We start from the raw sequence: 251 nt of genomic DNA, 5'->3' as shown, positions 1-251 counted from the left end.
ATTTCTTCTGGCGTCATTTTTCGCGTACATGGCACTTCCCCGTAAAAATAGTCTGCATGAGTGGTCCCAAAGGGAGGAAGGGACATGCCCGCCTGTGCCCAACTTGTTGCCCACCGAGAATGGGTGTGGACAATCCCTTGTATATCTGGAAAGGTTCGATATAGAACGAGATGTGTCTCAAGATCCGATGAGGGGTTGAGCTTCCCTTCAACAAGTTCACCATCAAGGTTAACGACAACAATATCTTCTAC

1 protein-coding gene is annotated in these 251 nt (G+C 47.8%); it reads right to left on the bottom strand.

Translation table 11 applies throughout. The annotated features are described in order from the left end of the window. A partial coding sequence (locus CHH91_RS18765; RefSeq protein WP_176465870.1) for a class II aldolase/adducin family protein occupies window positions 1–251 on the bottom strand: 251 nt, incomplete at both ends.

The organism is Virgibacillus sp. 7505, from assembly GCF_002272135.1.
Classification (GTDB): Bacteria; Bacillota; Bacilli; order Bacillales; family Amphibacillaceae; genus Terribacillus.
Note: the sequence above shows the minus strand (reverse complement) of the source record. Positions and strands in the feature narration are given on the sequence as shown.